Source organism: Salibacterium aidingense DSM 18341 (assembly GCF_000429685.1).
In the GTDB taxonomy this organism is placed as follows: domain Bacteria; phylum Bacillota; class Bacilli; order Bacillales; family Marinococcaceae; genus Salibacterium; species Salibacterium aidingense.
Genome location: NZ_AUCI01000009.1, coordinates 116,581 through 134,021 on the forward strand (window position 1 = coordinate 116,581; position 17,441 = coordinate 134,021).

Here is a 17,441-nt window from a genome sequence, read left to right on the forward strand (position 1 = left end):
CTTTTTTTTTCGATGATATGCTTTAATTAAGCGTTATGGCAGCGCTTACAAAAGAGGGGGTATACGTTATGAAGGAGTTTCAATGGAAGAAGAGCCGGCTGTTTGCTTTTGCTTTACTAACGCTTATCGTTTTGGCAGCTTGTTCTTCTGATGAAGAGAGCGGAGCTTCAGGGGAGGGAGATCCAGAGGAGGACCCGGATACAATTACAGCCTGGGCGTGGGATCCGAACTTTAACATTGCGGCACTTGAGATTGCTGAGGAATCTTACGACGAAGATATTGACTTTGAAATCATTGAAAATGCACAGGATGATATTGTTTCGAAATTAAATACAGGTCTCAGCTCCGGTACGATGAAGGGGATGCCGAACATTGTATTAATCGAAGACCAGCGGGCGCAAAGCTTCCTTCAGTCTTACCCGGATGCGTTTTTCCCGATTGATGATTACATTAATCCGGACGACTTTGCTGCGTACAAGCTGGCCCCGACAAGTCTAGACGATAAGCAGTATGGGCTTCCGTTTGACACCGGGGTGACAGGCTTGTTCTTCCGTACAGACTACCTGGAGGAAGCGGGCTACTCGATGGAAGACTTAACGGATATTACATGGGAGGAATATATCGAAATTGGAAGAGACGTAAATGAAACGACAGGGAAGGATATGATTTCCCTTGATCCAAATGATTTAGGGATCCTTCGTGTCATGATTCAAAGTGCAGGCGAATGGTACGTTGATGAAGACGGAACAACGGTCAATATTGAAGGGAATGAACCGTTAAGAAAAGCGTTTGAAAATTATAAAGCGATGATGGAAGCTGATTTCGTTAAAGCCAATTCTGATTGGAGTCAATTTATCTCGGCCTTTAACAGCGGCGATGTGGCAACTGTTCCAAGCGGGAACTGGATTGGTGCCAGTATCGAGGCTGAAGAATCCCAAGCAGGAGACTGGGCTGTAGCGCCGATTCCCAGGCTGGATATGGAAGGTGCGGTAAACGCATCGAACCAGGGCGGAAGTTCTTTCTACGTATTAAACATACCTGGAAAGGAAAAGGCAGCTGAGTTTCTTGGTAAAACATTTGGCGAAAATGAAGAGTTCTATCAGGAGCTTGTAAATGATGTTGGGGCTCTTGGCACGTACACACCAGCCTCTGACGGAGAAGCGTACCAGGCAGGAAATGACTTCTTTGGCGGTCAGTCTCTTATTTCCGATTTCTCTACATGGGTGGAAGATATTCCGAGTGTAAACTATGGCATGCATACGTATTCGATTGAAGATATTTTAGCAGCTGAAATGCAGAACTATTTAAAAGGAAAGAGTCTGGATGACGCATTAGCTGATGCGCAGGCGCAGGCGGAAGCTCAATTGAAGTAACTTCAACCCAATATTAAATTACAGGTTAAATTGGGAAGCGATTCGTTTCATAAGGGATTCTGCGAAAGATTGCTTGGACTTTCAAAGAATCCCTTTCTTTCAAACCTGGCTTGTCATGGCGTAAGGAGGAGTACAAAACATGAGTAAAGCGATAGACAAGGCAAGTGCCCCCTATACCGGCAGCAGCAAAAAATCAGCCGGTCCCGGGTTTAAAAAGAATTACATGGGATGGCTGTTTATCCTGCTAGCTGTGGTGGGCATTGGGTTATTTTATTTCTATCCAATGCTCAGAGCCCTGCTGCTTTCCTTTCAGTCAGGAATGGGGTCGAACCTCGAATATGCTGGTTTAGATAACTATATACGTCTATTCAGTGATCCTACCTTTATCGCGGCCTTGACGAATACATTTATTTATCTGCTCGTTCAAGTTCCCGTAATGATTATTTTGGCCTTATTCTTTTCTGTACTGCTGAATGATGCAACGTTGAAATTTAAAGGATTCTTCCGGACGGCGATCTTTCTGCCGTGTGTAACCTCGCTTGTAGCCTACGCGGTTATTTTTAAATATTTATTCGGCGTTGATGGTTTAATTAATCAGTTTCTGCTTGAGCTGTCATTGATATCTGAGCCGCTCAACTGGCTGTCTGATCCAGTCCTGGCCAAAATTACGATTATTGCCGCAATTACGTGGCGATGGACAGGCTACAACATGATTTTCTATTTATCTGCCCTACAGAATATCGATCGTTCGATGTATGAAGCGTCCAAGATTGATGGAGCGACATCTTTTCAGCGATTTTTCTATATTACTGTACCTATGCTGAAGCCGATTATCTTATTTACTTCAATTATTTCCACGATCGGCACGCTGCAGATCTTTGATGAGATTATGAATATTACAAATGGCGGGCCGGGAAATGCAACGCTGTCGATTTCGATGTACATTTATAACCTTTCGTTTGAATACAGTCCGGATTTCGGCTATGCCGCTACGGTATCATATGTCATTGTTATTTTAATCGTCATATTATCGCTGATTCAGTTTAAAGTGGCAGGTGATGATAAATGAGAAAGTTAAAAAGAATCGGAGTGTATATCTTTTTAAGTATTGCTTCGCTGGTATCTATTTTTCCATTCTTATGGATGATTGTCAGCATGACCAACAAATCCGTCGATGTAACGCAGGGCCGGCTGCTGCCGGGATCGTATTTGTTTGAAAATCTAACAGTTCTGTTTGATTCAGTTAATATGGTGACAGCATTAGTCAATTCGACCATTATTGCTCTAATCACTACCTTTTTAACGCTATTGATCGGGTCTCTTGCCGGCTATGGGTTTGAAATATACCGGACACCGGGCAAGGATCGTATCTTTAATATTCTTCTGTTGTCGATGATGATTCCGTTCGCCGCTATTATGATTCCTCTCTATCGTATGTTTGGTGGCGTCTCTGGAACTATTCCCTTCTTAGGGATTGATACGCTGGCTGCGGCCATTCTGCCTACGGTGATCACGGCGTTTTTTATTTTTTTCTTCCGTCAGAATACGAAGATGTTTGCGAAGGAATTGGTAGAAGCGGGCAGGATTGACGGCTTAAGTGAACTGGGGATCTTTTTCCGTGTGTACCTGCCGACGATGAAGACAACGTATGCAGCTGCAGCGATTATTGCTTTCATGAACAGCTGGAACAACTATTTATGGCCGCTGGTCGTGCTGCAGTCTCCTGAAAATCAAACGATTCCATTATTAATCTCGAATCTTGGAGCTGGGTATTCCCCTGATTATGGAGTTATCATGACGGCTATTGTTATCGCGACGCTGCCAACGGCACTGGTGTTCTTCATCATGCAGAGACATTTCGTAGAGGGCATGATGGGATCGATGAAAGGATAACTTGAGGAGGTTGTAAACATGTCATTAAATGATTGGGAAAACATTCAGGTATTGCAGCGAAACCGCAGGAAGGAGCGGGCTCACTTTATTCCATTTACGGACAAAGCAAGTGCGTTAACGTTCCAGAGGGAGAAGTCGCCCTCTTTTAAACAATTAAATGGATTATGGAAGTTTCAATACGCCGAAAATCCGGAGCTGGCACCGGAACAGTTTTACAAAGAAGACTATGACACGGAGGATTGGAACGAATTGTATGTACCATCCTCCTGGCAGATGCACGGTTATGGCAAGCCGGCTTATACGAATGTTGCCTATCCCTTTCCAGTCGATCCCCCGCTGGTCCCTGCTCAGAATCCAACAGGGTCTTACGTGCGTGATTTCTGGTTGACGGAGGAGTGGCTTGATCAGCATGTGACCTTACGATTTGAAGGAGTGGACAGTGCTTTTTACGTCTGGGTGAATGGCAGGCAGGCCGGCTACAGCCAGGGGAGCCGGCTCCCCTCCGAATTTGACCTTTCTCCCTATCTAAAGAAAGGAAAAAATTGGCTGGCCGTTCAGGTCTATCAATGGTCGGAGGGATCCTACATTGAAGATCAGGACATGTGGTGGCTGAGTGGAATTTTTCGTGATGTTTATTTATTGGCTGTCCCTAAAGTGCATATCGAAGATTACTTTGTAAAAACAAGTTTTGATGAGAACTATGAAAATGGCACACTGCGTGTGGAGACTGTGATTGAAAATAGCAGCGATAACGATGTTTCTCATTATACGCTGGAGTATCATTTACTTGATGCGTCCGGAGAGGTCGTGGTGAATGAAGAAGAAACTGTTTCCATTGCGGCGGCCGGCACAAAAACGGCAGACCGCGTATTTTCCCTCCGGTGTCCTAACAAATGGTCGGCAGAAGATCCGTATTTGTATAAGCTGCTGCTTTCATTAAAAAGAGAGCAAGCAGCCGAGGTGATTCCAGTCCATGTCGGTTTTCGTACGGTGGAGAGGAAGGATGGCTTGTTCTTAGTGAATGGTACGGCGATTAAGCTGAAAGGAGTCAACCGTCACGATCACCATCCCGACTTCGGCAGGGCTGTGCCTTTAGCGTGGATGGAGCAAGACGTCAAGCTGATGAAGCAGCACAATATTAACGCGGTGCGGACGGCTCATTATCCGAATGATCCGAGGTTTTATGACCTATGTAACCGGTACGGTTTATACGTTATTGATGAGGCAGATTTGGAAACGCACGGGTTTGACCTGATCGGCAATTGGGACCAGCTCAGCGATGATCCCGATTGGGAAGACGCTTATCTTGATCGGATGAAGCGGATGGTTGTAAGGGATAAAAATCACCCTTCCGTCATCATGTGGTCGCTTGGGAATGAGTCAGGATTTGGCAGAAATCATGAGGCGATGGCAGACTGGGCGAAAAAATTTGATGCTACCAGGCTCATTCATTATGAAGGAGAATGCCGGGCGATCACGAGATCTGAAAGTTCCTATGATCCTCAAAGAGACCCGGAGACTTCGGATGTGTTTACGACAATGTACACAGCTGTTGAAGTAATGGAAGCTTTAGGAGCAAGGGACGATTTAGGCAAGCCGCACATTTTGTGTGAATATGCCCATGCGATGGGGAATGGTCCGGGCGGGTTGAAGGAATATTGGGAGACGTTTTATAAATACGACCGGCTTCAAGGCGGTTTTGTCTGGGAGTGGCTTGATCATGGCATCCGCAGGGTATCTAAAGACGGGGAGGAATACTTTGCGTATGGAGGGGATTTCGGGGAAGCTGTGCACGATTCGAATTTTGTAATAGACGGTCTCGTTATGGCTGACCATACCCCTTCTCCAGCTCTTAAGGAATATAAAAAAGTGATCGAACCCGTCGTCATAGAATCGGTTGATTTAGAAAAAGGCACAGTGAAGATAACGAACCGGCATGACTTTATTTCCCTCGATCATCTGCATGCAGCGTGGTCCATTACTACTGGGGAAGAAATCGTTACGGGCGGTACTATCTTATGTGATGGAATAGAGGCAGGGTCCAGTGACCAGGTGATATTGCCTTATACCATTGAGCAGTACCATGGAGCGGAAGAGGACTATTGGTTGAACGTTGAATTTACACTTGCCCGAGACACGAACTGGGCAAAAACTGGACATCAGGTGGCCTGGGCACAGTACGAGCTCCCTGTTCATAAGGCCGGTCCTACAGAAACCGGCTCGGCCCGGCAGCCTTTATCAGTGAAAGAGTCAAAGCACGAGCTGACTGTTCAAGGTGAGGATTTTATTGTCCGTTTCAATAAAGTGTTCGGAAGCCTGAGTGAATGGAAGCAACAGGGAATTGATTTAATTAAAACAGGCCCCGTCCTGAATTTATGGCGAGCCCCTATTGATAATGACCTGTGGGCCCAGGCTCACTGGAAGGATACACCTTCCATTACTAATTGGAAGAGACACGGTCTTCATACCCTGCAGCAGCGAATCCATTCCGTCAGCTGTCATACCCATGGAGAACATCAAGTCGAAATTATAGTGTCTGCCCGGCTCGCTCCGCCGATTTTAAACTGGGGATTGAATATGACTTATACGTATACAATTGATCCGAGCGGAAGGATCGGTATTGAGGTGAAAGGCGATCCTTATGGTGAACTGCCGCATACCTTTCCACGCCTGGGGCTGAAGATGGAAGTGCCGTCGACGTTTAATCATGTGAAATGGTATGGCCGCGGTCCTGGTGAATCGTACCACGACAGCAATCTATCAAATCGATTTGGCGTCTGGGAGAAGAATGCAGAAGAATTCTTTACCCCTTATGTTTATCCTCAGGAAAACGGCAATCGGCACGACGTTCGCTGGGCTGAGATAACGAGCGGGATAGGAGTCGGGCTTAAGTTCCAAGCTAAGCCTGTGTTTAATTTTAACTGTCAGTACTATACAATCGAAAATTTGGAAAAAGCGCAGCATACTTATGATTTAGTCAAACAGGATTTTCTGACCATTTTAATTGATCACAAGCATCATGGCCTTGGCTCAGCAAGCTGTGGGCCGGATGTGCTTGAGAAGTACCGGTTAAACAGCGGCGCTTTTCAGTTCGGACTGGATATGAAGCCAGCCTTTCATTAATCCGGTAGATACCTGCATCGAGACTACCTGTTCTTTTGCTGAGGCCTTAGCTTTCTACAAGGACGACTTTTACAGAGCTCTTATTGAAGAAGTTAGGATTAGAAAAATGATACCGGGTCGCATGGAGTATCGGCTCAGCAGAGGACGGACGGTGAGTATGACTATATCTTCCTGACGAACTTTGGAGAAGAACAACAGACCATAAAGGTTCAGAGTGGCGATTTTATTCATTTGATGAAAGGGATACCGGCACGCGGAAACGTTAACTTGGCTCCTGGTGGTCTTTCGATTATAAAAAAAGCCTCTGTTAATAATCACTAACCGAGGAAGGATAACTTTCATATTCCCGTCTGGGCGATATCGAGCAATTCATCCGGCTTTCCCAGGAGCTGGGATTATCAACAGAAATGGAAGACAGTATCAGCAGTATATGCTGAATTCTCTTCCATTTTGCTGTTTTTATGACATGGCAGGGGAAGGATGATAGGATAGAAAAGAATAGGTGAAAACTAGAATGGGTGGAGAGAAAACGATGAAGATAGTAGAAGTCAATTCTTCAGAAGCAGAAACGGTCCGCCTCCTGATGCAGCGGGCCTTTAAAGAATACAATAACGACTGCCCGCCTTCGGGGGCAATGGAGGAAACGACGGATTTGATTCAAACGTCCATAGCCAGCAGGGAAGAGACAGCGGCGGTATGTTATGTGGAAGAGAGAGCAGTAGGTGTCGTGAGGGTAAGAGAAGAGGAGGATTCTTTATATTTTTTCCGGTTGTCTGTTCCTCCGGAAGAAAGAGGGCACGGGGTGGGAATGGCGCTCATCCGCTGGGCAGAAAAGAAAACAGTGCAGCTTGGAAAACAAACAGTGTATTGCAAGGTGCGGGGCTCGACACCGCAGAATGTGAAACGGTACGAGCGGCTGGGCTATCATATTTTCGATACTTATACGGTGGACAAACCAGAGTGGCCGGCGTTTAAGGTGATTTCGATGAAAAAGACTGTGCTGGTGGAGCAGCAGAGATGACGAAACGAACTAACCTCCTCCTTGGGTTTTCCAGCTTTGGGATATGGGCCGTATTTTATCAGCCGGAAATCATAGAAGCAGCCTTGGCATTATCCTTTTTTGTCATCGTTCCGATTGTATTATCAACCGCTGTCGTTTCTCTCCCTAATTGGACAGGGCGGTATTCCGTTGTGTTTGGCTGGTGCGGGACTCTTTCCATGAACATGGAAGCACGATTTCTTCCCTTGCTTTTGGCAGGCATATGGTTCTTTTTCACTTTGATCCTCGGCTGGAGCGGCCTGCGCCGGCTGTTGGCACGCGGCATAGCTCCGTTGGAGGAAACGGCCATTGATATTGGATATCTGTACCTTCCTGTAGGAGGAAGCTGGTTTGTTCTGGCGCAGGGCGGCGCTGCCTCGCTATTGCCGTACTCCAGCGTGATTGTTGACTTAACCGCTGTACATTTTCATTATGCAGCCTTTTTGCTGCCTGTGTTCACAGGATTATTAGGGCGTTGGCATTATTATAACGAAGGTTCCAACTCCATGGGAGGTTATCAGATCCTGACAGTTGGAGTCCTGATCGGTCCATTGTTAACAGCAGCTGCTGTAGATCAGGGACCGCCGCTTGAAGCAGTCTTGGTCGGAATCTATGTGTTTTTCCTATATTGGTTGGCGGGATGGACTATAAAGGCAGGTTTGTCCATGCCGCCCCTGGCAAAAGGGAGCCTGCTCCTTTCTTCTGCTGTTCTTATAATAACGATGACTTTATCGATTCTATACAGCGCAGGACGGGCGGCAGGCATTTCCTTTATAGGCATTTCCGGAATGATACCATGGCACGGTGCCTGGAATGCTTTCATTTTTTCGATTTTTGCTCTTATCGGCTGGTATGCAGCCTTCCCTGCTCCCCGGGCTGTATATAATCAATTTCCCATCAGCCGGCTGCGGGGAAGAAGAAACATAGCGGAAAGGTTTACAGCTAAACATCTTCCAGAGCCGGGGGAAGGTCTGCTTACGGTATGGCAGAACTACAAAAGAGAGGATTTTTCTCCTGAAACATTGGATCGGCTTGTTGCAGCGTTTTATACCCAGACTGCCCGGTTTGGAATGGAGGCGGATATCACCTGGGACGTCCCGTTTCTGTCCCCGGTCTCCTCTTTTTTTACGAACAAAATGAAACAAATAAACATACCCTCTTCCGGCCCGGCGGCAATGAGCGGCACGATCTACAGGCTCCCGGAGGAACGGGACGGCCGCCCGGAGCCGCATGTTTGGATCAGACAGAATCGTTCAACAGAAGAGCCGATTTTCACTGCTGTTTATTCGAGACATACAAAAAAAGGAGTAACGTATTTTAACATTGCCCTGCCTCTGCCGGCCGGAGTTATGACAGGTATTCTACGTCCCGTGCACGGAAGGAAGGGAACTCTGATTTTAACAAGCCGCAAATCCCTGGATAAACGGGGGGATGAAGGAATTTATATCACTATTGGCGGATGGACATGGAAAACTCCGCTGCAGGAAGTGTTTCATGTCTGGGAAGCAGGGGGAGGACTGGAAGCCAGCCATTCCCTCATGGTTGGCCCTCTCCGTTTTCTCACGATTAAGTATCGCCTGCCATTGATTGGGGAACCGAAGCATGCCGGTGTTGAACGATTTTCAGGCGAATGAAAAAACCTGTTGCAGCAGAGGTTAAACCGACTGTAATGCCGAGCCACCACCCAAACGGCCCAAGGTTGGTATGAGCAGCCAGAAGGTATCCGGCCGGAAGCCCGAGGAGCCAATACGAAATAAATGAAGTAAGAAAGGGAACGGTCACATCTTTGTACCCCTGCAGCACCCCCTGCAGGGTAGATTGGGCCGCGTCGGAAAATTGGTAGAAGATAGCAAAAATCAAAAACCGTTTGGCCAGGGCAACGACTTCCGGGTTATCGGTATAGATATAGCTGATCGGCTCCCGGAAAAAATAGATAAAGCAGGACGAGATCAGCATAATACACATGGCGGTGAGCACACCGATCCGTGTGTATTGTTTTGCATGCGCTATTCTTTGTCCCCCGACTTCGAAGGCAACCACGATGGTCAACGCAAGAGACATGCTTAAGGGAATCATAAAAATAATAGAAGTAAAACTGAACGCCGCTTGATGAGCAGCAATAGTGATGGTGTCAAACATGGCTGCCATCAGTAAGGTCACGGCCGAAAAAATGCTCGCTTCAAAAAAGAGAGACAGCCCAAGTGGTATGCCGATACGCAGCTGCCTTTTCCAGGCCGTCCAGGAAGGAGCAAACCACTGTACAAAAATGCGGTACCTGCGCATGACCTCGACCCTGAACGTCATCACGACACTAAATAAAAAGATAATGAAATAAGAAGCAGCAGTAGCATAACCGGCTCCGATCCCTCCTAATGCCGGCGCGCCGAATTTCCCGAAAATCAACGAATAATTAAACAAAAAATTGAGAGGCAGGACCCCCAGCATAATAGTCATGGTAATCCGTGGGTACCCTTGTGCATCGAAGAAATTACGCAGCACAATCGATAGAAAAAAAGGGATGATGCCGGTGGACAATCCGATCAAATAATGCTTGGCAGTATGATGCACCTCTGGATCAAGAGACATCAAGGACAAGACTGGTTCCAGCAGCAGTGCACTGCTTATAAGAATGAGCCCCCCGAACAGGATAGCGACATAAAACCCCTGGGTAATAATTGCAGTAATGCTGTGATGTTCTTTTTTTCCCAAGAGTTGTCCGACCATGGGCGTAATGGCAAGCAGAATCCCATTCATTCCGGTGAAAACAGGAAGCCATAACCCAGCCCCAATAGAAACACCGGCAAGGTCAGACGTCCCCGCTTGCCCGGACATGATCGTATCGATCACGTTCATTCCAAAATAACTTAACTGTGTTACTAGAATCGGCCATAAAATAATCGCAAACAGTCTGCATTTTTCCAGAATCGTTTCGGCATGATACATGATTATTTCCTCCGTGTCCTGGGTCATTACGTGATGGATAATGATAGCAATTTCCTTTGGGTTTGGCAAGAGGAGCAGACTGTTTTAGTCAGATAAGGTCAAAACTATTCTAATATAATATTGAATACGTGTGGTAATTTCCCGGCTAAGGTGAGAAGATAGGAATGCTCGAGATCCAATAAAACGCTTTTTTCATTATACGGAATAAATGCCTCCTCGCCTTTCCGTTTCACTTTTATATCATTTTGAAAGCAAAGAAGGTGGAAAATATGAGACCTGCTGCTGCATATGGTATAACAATTTTTGGGGCTTCCTTCTGGGGATTGACCGGGCTGTTTGTACAGAATCTATATGCCTTTGGTTTTTCTCCGCTGGAAGTAGTCACAATAAGAATGTCCCTGTCGATGATCCTCATGTTCGGTATCATAGGATTTATCCGCCCTTATCTGCTGAAAATACATCTGAGAGATCTTCCCTATTTTATCGGGCTGGGAGTCGTAAGTATTGCCCTGTTTAACTGGTGCTATTTTACGGTGATGGAACAATCCTCTTTGTCCGTGGCTGTGGTACTGCTTTATACCAGCCCTGTTTTTGTAGCAGTGATTTCCCGTTTTGTCTTTCAGGAACCCATGACCTTGAATAAGATCGGAGCCATTCTATTAACCATGGCCGGATGCAGTTTAGTAGCCGGTTTTTTTCCGCTCGGTTCTATGAATCTGACATTTTCTGTACTGGTCTTTGGTTTAGCGTCCGGATTCTTTTGTGCTCTCTATAGTATTATCGGTAAATTTGTCAGTCGGAAATATCACTCCATCACGATTACGGCGTATTCAATGCTGTGCGGCGGAGTATTTCTGCTTCCGGTAAGCGGAATTGAAAACAACCTTGCTCCGTTTGCCGAGCCGATGGCATGGATATATGCTGTCGGAAGTGTGCTCGTATCGACTATATTAGCGTATGTATTGTATACAGCCGGATTAAAATATATTGAGTCGAGTCATGCTGCAATATTAGCGACGATTGAACCGATTGTAGGAATTATGGTAGGAGTGATGATCTTTCACGATGAACTGACGGGGTGGCAGACGATTGGAATTCTTCTCATTTTTTCTTCCATTATTCTTTCGGTGTTTTCCAAAAAAATGAAATTCCGCCGAAGGAAGCGGGGAAAACCGCCTTTTCATCATCATGGAGATGCCATGTAAGGCTGTGTTTATGATAAAATAAGAGAAAATAGATAAAGAAAAAACGAGGAGGGGTCAGGGATGAAGGTTTTGGTGGCCGGCGCTCACGGATATACGGGGCAGCTCTTAGTAGAAATGCTTGCCAATGATTCGAATCACGAGGTTTACGCCATGGTTCGTGATTATACACAGGCCGGCAGAATGAAACAATTAGGTGCGCAGCAAATCATCACCGCTGATCTGGAAAATAATGTATCTAAATCACCAAAAGGAATGGACGCCGTTCTTTTTGCGGCTGGATCAGGTTCCAAAACCGGACCTGAAAAGACGCTGGCTGTGGATCAGGTAGGGGCAAAAAAACTAATTGATGCCTCCCGGGTGCAGGGAGTCCGTCACTTTGTGATGCTGAGCAGTATGGGAGCCGATAATCCAGACGGACCTGACAAGTATTATTTAGAAGCAAAAGGGGCGGCAGATGCTCATTTGCGGAGCAGCGGCCTCCCCTATACGATAGTACGGACCGGTTCTCTTACGTTTGATAAAGGGAGGGGACTGGTAGAAATAAAAGAGAAATTCAATGACCAGGAACACCGTTCTATTTCAAGAGAGGATACAGCAAGAGTGATGATTGCTTCTTTAACAGAAGAAAATGTAAAATATAAAACATTTGAACTGTTATCAGGGAAAGAACCAATCGAAAAAGCAATAAAAAAATTATGAGGGCAGGCAGTATGTTTTTCTGTATTTCCCGGGAAATGTTGTCGAATATATTTCATAACATTAGATTTGAGTATGATAAGACAGTAGGAGCTGTATAAAAGGGTACAGTTCCTTTTCTATGGAAAAGAGAAGTCACCCGTGGGCAGGGGAAGCGTCTAAAAGGTTTCTTATCGCCCGTTTTTCTTATGGAGGAGAAGCGGCAAAGATGGATTTTTTGAATACTTGAAAAATATTAAGGAAGGTTCTCAATGATGCAGGAGCTTCGTTTTATTACCTATTCAAGTTATGTTTCACTCTATATTGTTCATGTTTTTATATCGTCAGAGTTTCTCAGTTATCTCCTGGGTTGTATCGGGATGATAGCGCTGCTATTCTCTGTCGCGGGAGCAAACCGCACGTACCAAATACTGGCGGTTTTCTTTTTTACTGTATCGGCGGGACTGTTTTTCGCTTATGAGCTGCCCTGGAGGGAAGTTCCTGTTTATTTCACGTCGATGGCGCTGCTTCTCTCCCTGTTATACATGATTCCTTTTATCAATCATTTTATGATCGTCGGACGCTTTGAACGGTCGCTGTATCGTCTGCTGCAGGCAAAAACCACCAATCTGGCCCAGTTTTACCGGCGCACTTCTCTCACCCACTATGTTCTCGGCCTGTTCATATTTTTATCCGCGATTCCCCTGGTTTACCGTTTTGTGCAGCAGAGGTTAACCGGATTTTCAGATAAGACTTTCCATCGGTTTGCGGTGCAGTCGATGCTTCGTTCTTTTGCAAGTGTCAATGTCTGGAGTCCGATTGAAGTATATATTGCTCTGGTTATCGGAATTACAAGTGTTTCTTATCTGCATCTGCTCCCGTGGCTGCTTGGTTTTTCAGGCGCGATGCTTATGCTCGACTGGCTGCTGGCCTCCTTCACCTACAAACATATATCCTTGAAAGAGAAACAGCCGGCACCCATGTTTACCAAAAAAGAAATACGGAAACTGGTGCTGATGGGAGTATTTTTAGTCCTTTTTATCGGAACTGCTGCTTCTCTCCACTTGTGGCTGGGTCTGGATTTTTTTGAGGCGGTCATTATTTCAGTCCTGCCTTATACCACCCTGTGGGCTCTTCTGATTAAGCGTCATAAGGTGTTTTTCCGGTATAATGTCCTCACCTGGCCGCAGCAGATGAAAACCATGCAGAACTTTATGCTGCTGTTCCTGGTTCTTGGTCTTTTTAATGACATCGTAAAAAAAACGAATATCTTTGCTAAGTTTCAGGAGCCGCTGGCTTTCATCGGAGAAACACCTTTGCTGTTACTGCTTGTCCTTCAGGTTAGTGCGCTGGGTCTAGCCTGTGCCGGCGTTCACCCCCTGGTTACAATCAGTATGCAGGGGTTGTTTGTAGAGCCGTTTTTACAGGAAATAAACCCGATGAGCATCGCGATTGTTATGATTACGGGAACACTGGCCAATGATGCAGCAGGGACCTTCAACGTCCCGATAACTATGATGTCCCAGTATATGAAACGAAATCCTTATCAGCTGACCTTCTGGAATCTTCCGTTTGCTTTAATATTTGGCGGAACGGGGGTCATGCTTGGATATTTTTTGTTGTAGAAGGAGATTCTATATTTTTGTCGAATACTGATAGGAGAGAGACATGAAGGAAGGGATAAGCAATGGGTTTTTCCATTGAAATGAATTGGGAAATCGTGACACACAAACATTCCGAACGCCTTGGAGAAAGGTCGTTCCGCCTGGTGAAGGAAGGCTATCACCTCTATCCATTGGATACGGCCATAGCCATTCAGACAGAAGAAGATAAAGCACCATTTGGAACAGCTATTATCACGAAAGTGGAATGGGGCACAGGACGGACGACGCTGTATTATGAACTTGTTTCTCTTACCTCGGTAAATTAGCTGTGAAGGGCATGGAACACGACATTGCGAAGTCAGCTTTTGAACCGGGCCTGCACGATGCAGGTCACAAAGGCGGTGCAGCAGGACGTTGTGAACTTAGCCTTTGAACCCAAATAAACCACCCTTTAGACATATATCATGGATTCTGTTTGTCCGCGCATGCTGCGGATCTGATCCGGATCCGCAATCACGGTCGGCTGAAAATCAATCAGAATAGCAGAACGTTCTCCCGGCCCCGCTTCCGGCCCTTTTTTGACATCACCTACAAAATGGGTCACAAGCGGATCATAGACACTGTAGGATTCAAGCGGTTCTGTCAGATAAAACGAGCTTGTGATATCTTCTTCCGGTATATCCTCCGGCATTTTGCCCCGATGCTTCGGAATCGATATAGCATTTACCGCCCCGCTGATATTTTTTCTCCGTATCAAATGAGCAAATGTAAATGGTTCTCCGTCCTGGTGGAGAGTATTTGGCGAGGAAACGGCAACGTCCCCCTCTTTTTCCACCTGCAGCTTCACAAAATGAACACCAGCGTGAAAAGGCATGAGCGCATCTTCTCTCATCCAAAAGGTTTCCTTAAAGTCGAACTTGATTATTTCTTCGAGCAGCTTATTATTCATGGACCTTTTATCAAGCGAGGGGAAACGCCGGTATTCTCCCATATATTCCGGATTGAAGCTGCCTTGAAAATATTCATAGTACGCCTGACCGTCTATCCGGGTTTCCGGGAGCCACTTTACGTCGTGAGTGCCAGGCATGACAAGTGCTCTCGCATAGCGCCGAAACCGGTGGAGATGAGGGGCGTATTCGTCGGAAGGCAGGTAGTCAAACGCCTCCTGCAGCTGAACCAGGTCCTTTTCCATCCCCGCGTATTGTATCCTCTCTTTTATATGATAATATTCAAATCCTGCTTCTTTTAACTGACTCACAGGTATGACCTCCATCTATGATAATTCCTATAAAAGTCTATCATTTTTTTTCGTCTGCGATAAGAGAAAGCATTTCGAAACAGACAAAAATGCTCTATACTAAAAAGAACGTATATTCGTGATTGATCAGGAAGGAGCTATCGATGATGCCTGTTATCCTGGCAGAGAAACCAAGCCAGGCCAAAGCGTATGCTGCGGCTTTTCCCAAAGGGCAGAAAAAAGAAGGATATTTAACGATTCCTTCCTGCCCCGCTTTTCCAGAAGGAGCAGTGCTGACGTGGGGAGTCGGTCATTTAATAGAATTGAAGTCTCCGGCTGAATATGAAACGTCCTGGAAACGCTGGAGTCTGAATCAGCTGCCTATGCTTCCGCAGACGTTTGAGTTCCGGCCTTCACAAAAAACAAAAAAACAATTTCACATCGTCCGCCGTCTGCTGCAGCAGGCAGAGACCATCATTATTGCTACAGACTGCGACCGCGAAGGTGAAAATATTGCGCAAAGTATTATACAGCAGGCAGGTGTGTCGCATAAACCCCAGCAAAGACTTTGGATTAACAGCCTGGAGCAGGAGGAAGTAAGAAAAGGGTTTGAACGGCTTCAACCGGGGGAAGCGTTTCACTCTCTTTACGCAGAAGCCCAGGCCCGTCAAATCTCAGACTGGGTTGTTGGCATGAATGCGAGCCGTTTGTACACACTGCTTCTCAAAAAGAAGGGGCTGAATCATGTTTTCAGTGTCGGCAGGGTGCAGACACCGACCCTGAAACTGATTTATGACCGTCAGCAGGAAATTGAAACCTTTGTCCCGGAACCCTACTTTGAAATCAAAGCTGATTTTCAAACAGAAGCGGGGAGCTACGAAGGTAAAACAAAGGAGAGGTACAGGACGCATGAAAATGCTGGGAACGTCCTTGCGGAACATGGAATCGGCACCGAAGAGGAGGGCGTTGTGCAGGACGTTGAGGTCAAGGAAAAACGTATAAAACCGCCAATGCTCCATTCCCTTTCCACCCTGCAGACCCTGGCAAACAAAAAATATAAATTCAGCCCCTCCAAAACAATGGAAATAGTACAGAGCCTGTATGACGAACCATTAAAACTAGTAACGTATCCCAGAACAGATACACAGCACATAACGAACAATGAATATCATTATTTGAAGCAAAATGTGGAGGCGTACCAGCAGGTGACCAGTGACGTTTTTCAAGCCGAAGAACCGCGTGCTAGAAAACGGTTTGTCGATAACAATAAAGTGAAAGAACATCATGCCATCATCCCGACAAAAAAGATTCCGACAGAAGCGGCGCTGCAAAAGCTGCGTCCGGAACAGAACAAGATATATATGGAAATTGTAAAAAGTGTACTTGCTGTGTTTCACCAGGATTATATCTATGAAGAAACGGTTGTAACCACGAATGTGAAAGGCTTGTCTTTTTTTAGTAAAGGAAAGGTGGACAAGCAGCAGGGCTGGAAAACGCTGTTTAAAAGTACAGATGTCAACTCGAAACAAAAACTGCCGCAGCTGCCCTCCTTAACGGAGGATATGCCGGCAATGGCTTCCGTGTATATTAACCGGGAAATGACAAAGCCGCCCAAACCCTATACCGAAGGGAATCTGATAAACATGATGAAAACCTGCGGGCAGACCGTCGAAGATGATGAAGAAGCGAAACGGGCGCTGAAAGAAGTGGAAGGACTGGGAACCGAGGCCACCCGCAGCAGTATTATTAAGACGCTGATTCGGCAGGAATATATAAAGGTGCAGAAAAACGTCGTTCACGTTACGAAAAAAGGAGAAATTCTATGCCGGGCTGTAGAAGGCTCCTTACTATCAAAACCGGAAATGACGGCAAAATGGGAATTATTTTTACGAAAAATCGGGGAAGGGGAAGCGGAGAAGAAAACATTTATAGATAACACCGCTGCCTTCACGAGAAAACTAGTAAATACCGCTGACGAGAAAGTGCATCCACTGGATATTTCGACAGAAGGCCTGCCGGAGCCGAAACGTTCTAAAAGGAGCCAAAAATCCACGGAACCGATTGTCCGCTGCCCCGCGTGTAAAAAAGGGAGTATTGTGTTACGAAAGAACTTTTACGGATGCACCGAATATAACAACGGATGCCGGCAGACATTTAACCGAACCATTTTAGGAAAAACGATTACTAAAGCGCATATCCGTGCTTTATGCGAAAAAGGGACGACACCCGTCCTTAAAGGTTTTAATGGAAAACGAACTTTCGATGCGGCCCTTGTATGGAAGAACGGGAAAACCGAGTTCCTATTTCCCGCTTCGCATGATAAGTAGAGGAACTCGGGCTCCCAGCTCT

The 17,441-nt window shown here is 46.0% G+C and carries 13 protein-coding genes and 1 pseudogene; 12 read left to right on the top strand and 2 right to left on the bottom strand.

Features of this window, described 5'->3' with window-relative positions:
- The first annotated feature begins 68 nt into the window (after positions 1–68).
- The 7 genes and pseudogenes from G475_RS0110645 to G475_RS0110670 all read left to right on the top strand — a co-directional run bounded on the left by G475_RS0110645 (position 69) and on the right by G475_RS0110670 (position 9,062).
- The gene (locus G475_RS0110645; RefSeq protein ID WP_026701285.1) at positions 69–1,373 is read left to right on the top strand and encodes an ABC transporter substrate-binding protein; all 1,305 of its coding nucleotides are present in this window, start codon (positions 69–71) and stop codon (positions 1,371–1,373) included.
- A gap of 223 nt (positions 1,374–1,596) precedes the next feature.
- Complete coding sequence (locus tag G475_RS0110650) at positions 1,597–2,442, top strand: carbohydrate ABC transporter permease (RefSeq protein WP_233275765.1); 846 nt, start codon at positions 1,597–1,599, stop codon at positions 2,440–2,442.
- Positions 2,439–3,266 carry a carbohydrate ABC transporter permease gene (locus G475_RS0110655; RefSeq protein WP_026701287.1) on the top strand — a complete coding sequence of 276 codons (828 nt, stop codon included), beginning with the start codon at positions 2,439–2,441 and terminating at the stop codon, positions 3,264–3,266. The genes G475_RS0110650 and G475_RS0110655 overlap by 4 nt, the downstream gene beginning before the upstream one ends.
- 18 nt (positions 3,267–3,284) lie before the next feature.
- Complete coding sequence (locus tag G475_RS0110660; protein WP_026701288.1) at positions 3,285–6,389, top strand: glycoside hydrolase family 2 TIM barrel-domain containing protein; 3,105 nt, start codon at positions 3,285–3,287, stop codon at positions 6,387–6,389.
- Positions 6,390–6,524: 135 nt separating this feature from the next.
- Positions 6,525–6,710: pseudogene (locus G475_RS28010) on the top strand (Beta-galactosidase C-terminal domain); the annotation flags it as partial.
- Between the two features lie 211 nt (positions 6,711–6,921).
- The gene (locus G475_RS0110665; protein ID WP_026701289.1) at positions 6,922–7,410 is read left to right on the top strand and encodes a GNAT family N-acetyltransferase; all 489 of its coding nucleotides are present in this window, start codon (positions 6,922–6,924) and stop codon (positions 7,408–7,410) included.
- On the top strand, positions 7,407–9,062 hold the full coding sequence (locus tag G475_RS0110670; protein ID WP_026701290.1) for a YndJ family protein: 1,656 nt from the start codon (positions 7,407–7,409) through the stop codon (positions 9,060–9,062). The genes G475_RS0110665 and G475_RS0110670 overlap by 4 nt, the downstream gene beginning before the upstream one ends.
- Here the strand turns inward: G475_RS0110670 and G475_RS0110675 are convergent.
- Positions 8,995–10,371, bottom strand: a complete 1,377-nt coding sequence (locus tag G475_RS0110675) for an MATE family efflux transporter (protein ID WP_026701291.1) — start codon at positions 10,369–10,371, stop codon at positions 8,995–8,997. The genes G475_RS0110670 and G475_RS0110675 overlap by 68 nt on opposite strands.
- Before the next feature lie 269 nt (positions 10,372–10,640).
- On the opposite strand from G475_RS0110675, the gene G475_RS0110680 reads away from it, so the two are divergent.
- The 4 genes from G475_RS0110680 to G475_RS0110700 all read left to right on the top strand — a co-directional run bounded on the left by G475_RS0110680 (position 10,641) and on the right by G475_RS0110700 (position 14,181).
- Positions 10,641–11,576, top strand: coding sequence for a DMT family transporter (locus G475_RS0110680; RefSeq protein ID WP_026701292.1), 936 nt, complete (start codon positions 10,641–10,643; stop codon positions 11,574–11,576).
- Positions 11,577–11,636: 60 nt separating this feature from the next.
- On the top strand, positions 11,637–12,275 hold the full coding sequence (locus tag G475_RS0110685; protein ID WP_026701293.1) for an SDR family oxidoreductase: 639 nt from the start codon (positions 11,637–11,639) through the stop codon (positions 12,273–12,275).
- Between the two features lie 248 nt (positions 12,276–12,523).
- Positions 12,524–13,876, top strand: coding sequence for a hypothetical protein (locus tag G475_RS0110695; RefSeq protein ID WP_026701294.1), 1,353 nt, complete (start codon positions 12,524–12,526; stop codon positions 13,874–13,876).
- 62 nt (positions 13,877–13,938) lie between these two features.
- Positions 13,939–14,181: a DUF2584 family protein gene (locus G475_RS0110700; protein ID WP_026701295.1), complete on the top strand. Its 243-nt coding sequence runs from the start codon at positions 13,939–13,941 to the stop codon at positions 14,179–14,181.
- 125 nt (positions 14,182–14,306) lie between these two features.
- Here G475_RS0110700 and G475_RS24775 read toward each other — a convergent pair whose 3' ends face one another.
- A complete protein-coding gene (locus G475_RS24775) occupies positions 14,307–15,113 on the bottom strand; it encodes a 2OG-Fe dioxygenase family protein (protein ID WP_051302411.1) in 807 nt (268 codons plus the stop codon).
- Between the two features lie 143 nt (positions 15,114–15,256).
- Between G475_RS24775 and G475_RS0110710 the strand changes: the two genes are divergently transcribed.
- Positions 15,257–17,419, top strand: coding sequence for a type IA DNA topoisomerase (locus G475_RS0110710; protein ID WP_026701296.1), 2,163 nt, complete (start codon positions 15,257–15,259; stop codon positions 17,417–17,419).
- Positions 17,420–17,441 lie beyond the last annotated feature (22 nt).

Bases quoted from the DNA above. Each gene is read 5' to 3' on its own strand.
- G475_RS0110665 (WP_026701289.1), top strand. From the start codon at position 6,922: ATGAAGATAGTAGAAGTCAATTCTTCAGAAGCAGAAACGGTCCGCCTC.
- G475_RS0110685 (WP_026701293.1), top strand. From the start codon at position 11,637: ATGAAGGTTTTGGTGGCCGGCGCTCACGGATATACGGGGCAGCTCTTA.
- G475_RS0110695 (WP_026701294.1), top strand. From the start codon at position 12,524: ATGATGCAGGAGCTTCGTTTTATTACCTATTCAAGTTATGTTTCACTC.
- G475_RS0110645 (WP_026701285.1), top strand. From the start codon at position 69: ATGAAGGAGTTTCAATGGAAGAAGAGCCGGCTGTTTGCTTTTGCTTTA.
- G475_RS0110675 (WP_026701291.1), bottom strand. From the start codon at position 10,371: ATGTATCATGCCGAAACGATTCTGGAAAAATGCAGACTGTTTGCGATT.
- G475_RS0110670 (WP_026701290.1), top strand. From the start codon at position 7,407: ATGACGAAACGAACTAACCTCCTCCTTGGGTTTTCCAGCTTTGGGATA.
- G475_RS0110680 (WP_026701292.1), top strand. From the start codon at position 10,641: ATGAGACCTGCTGCTGCATATGGTATAACAATTTTTGGGGCTTCCTTC.
- G475_RS0110655 (WP_026701287.1), top strand. From the start codon at position 2,439: ATGAGAAAGTTAAAAAGAATCGGAGTGTATATCTTTTTAAGTATTGCT.
- G475_RS0110710 (WP_026701296.1), top strand. From the start codon at position 15,257: ATGATGCCTGTTATCCTGGCAGAGAAACCAAGCCAGGCCAAAGCGTAT.
- G475_RS0110650 (WP_233275765.1), top strand. From the start codon at position 1,597: ATGGGATGGCTGTTTATCCTGCTAGCTGTGGTGGGCATTGGGTTATTT.
- G475_RS0110660 (WP_026701288.1), top strand. From the start codon at position 3,285: ATGTCATTAAATGATTGGGAAAACATTCAGGTATTGCAGCGAAACCGC.
- G475_RS0110700 (WP_026701295.1), top strand. From the start codon at position 13,939: ATGGGTTTTTCCATTGAAATGAATTGGGAAATCGTGACACACAAACAT.